At 36.1% G+C, this 3,669-nt stretch carries 4 protein-coding genes; 1 reads left to right on the top strand and 3 read right to left on the bottom strand.

Annotation, left to right across the window (positions count from 1 at the left end):
- The first annotated feature begins 183 nt into the window (after positions 1–183).
- Positions 184–582 carry a hypothetical protein gene (locus AACQ42_RS00160; RefSeq protein WP_094165551.1) on the top strand — a complete coding sequence of 133 codons (399 nt, stop codon included), beginning with the start codon at positions 184–186 and terminating at the stop codon, positions 580–582.
- 125 nt (positions 583–707) lie between these two features.
- On the opposite strand, the gene AACQ42_RS00155 is transcribed toward AACQ42_RS00160, so the two are convergent.
- The 3 genes from AACQ42_RS00155 to AACQ42_RS00145 form a co-directional block, all read right to left on the bottom strand.
- On the bottom strand, positions 708–1,478 hold the full coding sequence (locus AACQ42_RS00155) for a hypothetical protein (protein ID WP_094165550.1): 771 nt from the start codon (positions 1,476–1,478) through the stop codon (positions 708–710).
- A gap of 140 nt (positions 1,479–1,618) precedes the next feature.
- Positions 1,619–2,467, bottom strand: a complete 849-nt coding sequence (locus AACQ42_RS00150) for a DUF2971 domain-containing protein (RefSeq protein WP_094165548.1) — start codon at positions 2,465–2,467, stop codon at positions 1,619–1,621.
- A gap of 163 nt (positions 2,468–2,630) precedes the next feature.
- Positions 2,631–3,669: hypothetical protein (locus AACQ42_RS00145; protein ID WP_176429659.1), on the bottom strand; the 1,039-nt coding region annotated here is incomplete at its 5' end.

The raw sequence follows: 3,669 nt of genomic DNA, 5'->3' as shown, positions 1-3,669 counted from the left end.
CGGCTAAGGGGTTGACAACGCATAGCCGAACTCAAAAAACACACTGTAAACACTGAACTTCAATTTTGAACTAAAGCCGCCACGCGTTGGCAATCCCTCTTGAGCCGTTTGTTAGGCGAAAATTCAACTTTATCAGCAACTTGATAAGATTTACAATGAATCAAATTTCTTAGGTACTCATTTATGATTGAAAGCATCCCGATAAATTTTGGCGCAATAAGGTATTTTTTAGATATGTTAAGACACAAACCCGAACACAACACCTTAGTTGTAGGTAAGCGGCTTGATAGTAATAGACTATTTGCCATTGCCTTAGTTGACGATGCCAAAATCGCTGGGTTCTATGTTTACCCCAATTGTTGGCTTCTTTTCTGGCGTAGATGGTCTATGCGCAGAGAGTGTATATATGTATATGATGTGAAAACTGACTCTACTATTAACCCAAACGAGTTCTTTTCTGATGCTTATCCCTTGTCAGTCAAAGAATCAAGAGTTTATAGAAAGTATGGTTATAAAGTCATAGTGAAAACAAGGTTAAGAAATTATTCCATTAGCGATACTTTCTGGCTGGATGACGCCTAACGCCCGCTTAAGTGGTGAGCAACGCTACCACAAAACTCAATTATTGCACCGTAAACACAAAAGCTAAATCAAACTAAAACCGCCGAGCGTTGCGAATCCGTCTTAAAGCGTTTGTTATATGCGTACTAAATGGATCGTCGACTTTTAACCCAATTGTCTTTTTTTACAATGATACCAAGCTTATTGATGTCGCTATTTAATCTCATACTCGGTTTATCAAAAGCATCTTCGGGTGTTAACCCATTTCTAAGACGGGTACAAACCGTTGAATAAGTAACCTTTGGGTTGATACGAGCATATGCACTACGTATAGACGGGTAATGAACTTGGTTAACAGTAACAGATTTCGAATTGCCAAACCCTTCGCCGTGACCTTCCAAGGACTTCTTAACTATTGTTTGGTAACCGTTCTTATCCACCCACTCGAAATCAATAATATTAAACTGACGAACACCAATAGCGTCTTTGCCCCATACAACGTAATAGGGATTAGCCTCATCGTGTAGAGTAATTTCTTGGAGTTTTTTCCCCCCAGACATACCACTAGCGCGCCAAAGATCCCAACCACATTGCTCTGAATAGGAATACATTGAACTAGCAGAAGTTTCAGAGACCGATGCTACCTTTCCTGAAATTACTTTATTACCATCACGAACCGTTGGATGTGGATAATTTATATATTGTTTTTCCAACCAATCACACACAGCCACGTCTATCAACTTGTCAGTTAAAATTGATATATGAAGAGAATTCGACTCAACCCAAGAATAATCTATGCCACTATTTTTGCATGTAAACAATAGCTTTTGATAAAAATCGGCTGCTTTCATCTTTCCATATTGCTCAATTACCAATAGAGCATATGGTCTCAAAAACTCAATTAATCCTTTACTCATAACTTCCCTCACTTGAAAGCATATAACGCCCAATTAAGGTGTGAAGCACGCTACCACCATACTCAATTTGAACACCGTAAACACTGAACTTAACCCAAACCAAAAATGCCAAGCGTGCTGAATCACTCTTAAATTGTTTGTTAGCATTCTGCGGACGAGTACCAATATTCACTCGTTTCAGACATAGGTTCAGCGATTAAGCCTAAATATATAGGATGCCTAACCATCTGATAGTACTGAACTTCACTATGCAAAAGCTCTTTAACTGTTTTTTTAGTTTCTACTGTAGTCCTTAACCCAAAAGTAATCGTTTGAATTATACTTTCTTCACATTCAATCACTTTCCCACCCATGTTTGGTACTAATAACCTCCATTCTTTCTCATACTGCCAGTCATCAGATTTTTGAGCGAATAAGTTAAGGACATAATCTACCAACATTTGAATATCAGCGCCCATATTAGAATGCACATACAGGAGGTAAGCATTTCTAAGTAGTTCCTCTTGAGGCTTATATGTTACAGGCGCTATTCTAGTTTGACTCGATGCACCAGACAATGGCAGTAAATCACTACTTCTGTATCCAATACAGATGCCACGATGTTCATCACCGTAATGCGACCACATTGTAGAGTTCGTATTAATTTCAGATAGTGAGAACACGCCGATTTCATTAGCTATCTGCTCAACAGATCTACTAAAGCTTTTAACATTCTCTCTCAATATCTTAGATGGTTGTCCGTTTTCATATAAAGAGTCAACATTCTGATATTGGAAATCTACGTTATTAATGTTTCTCTGAGTTACAAGAAAAGCTTCAAGTTCGCTTACGAATTCAGTTTGCGATATTGCCTGGTGTATCGGTTTAATCTGCACATCAAAAGGATCATTCAAGTTATATGGCTTCGGCAACCAGTAGCTGTTATTGATCAAACCTAAAATTGTATATTTTTCAAAGCTTCTATATTTATACAATATGCTCGGAAGCATAATTATCTCCTAATGGAATGCTAACGCCCGCTTAAGGGGCAGACAACGCTACTACCAAGCTTCCGCATAACACCGTAATCACAAAAACCAACGCATAATAAAAATGCCACGCGTTGGCTGTCCATCTTGAAGCGTTTGTTATGTGTAATATTGACCATCGTAGCTACTTCTCCTTTTTATCATCAAGCTTAACTTTTTCGCTTCCAAGAGAAATAGAATTCATTTTATGACGAGGAAGAGAAACAATAGTATCCTTGTAACCGAAGTAGTCACCTTTCACATATAAAGAACCGCCTAAATCTAGGATAACGTTTAATTTTTTTGTCTCGCAGTAAGTGTAATTATCACAATGTTTAATCAGCTCATTCGGAACTGTAATTCTCGATTTTGGTGTGAAGTAATATTTTCTCTCTATTCCTCCGCCTACATTAAGAAAACTAAATGACATAGAAGCTGTTTTTGATGCAACTTGAGGCATTAATGAGAAAATACCTGCAAACAAATATACAGCAAATGCTGGAGAGCTCACTAGAAGAGGTATAATACGCTTACTTTTATATTTGCTAGCATTAACCTCAAAACTATTTTTATGCCTAGATGGAATTAGAATCAAATAGCTTAAAAAAGAGAATATTGCAAGAGATAATAGAACTTCTGAATCAGCCTTAATAGCCAACCCAAACTCCATATACTTTACAAATACATATATTGAAAGTAATGCAAAAAAGCCAATATAAAAGAATGTAACTGTAACCAACCAAAACCTAACACTTATGATTGTTGACAATTTATCTTTAAATATTGATATATCTGGCGTTAAAGAGTAATACGCAAACAATATCGGAATAATAAATAACGAACCAATCCATATTTCCTTTGGATATTCAAAATAGAAAGTCAAAAAATACACAATTGGAGTGAAACAATAGAATATTACGAAGTTCAATACACTAGCGACATGCTTGTTTTTTATATACTTAGGCTTTGCATAAAAAACATCATGATACTTTATATTAATAGGATCTAATAATACAATCACAGATATTGAAGAATAGAAAACTATAACAATTGTAAACAATAAACATAGTATCCCTAAAGCCACAAATAACGTTGGCAAGACACTCATATCTAATGGGAATGGGATTTTCTCATGTATTGTATAAACAAAAAGATAGTAAACCCCTAAAACTGTAGTTAAAAAC

It is taken from the genome of Vibrio sp. V12_P9A6T4 (assembly GCF_963874835.1).
Lineage (GTDB): Bacteria > Pseudomonadota > Gammaproteobacteria > Enterobacterales > Vibrionaceae > Vibrio > Vibrio anguillarum.
This window is presented reverse-complemented; position numbering and strand designations above follow the sequence as displayed.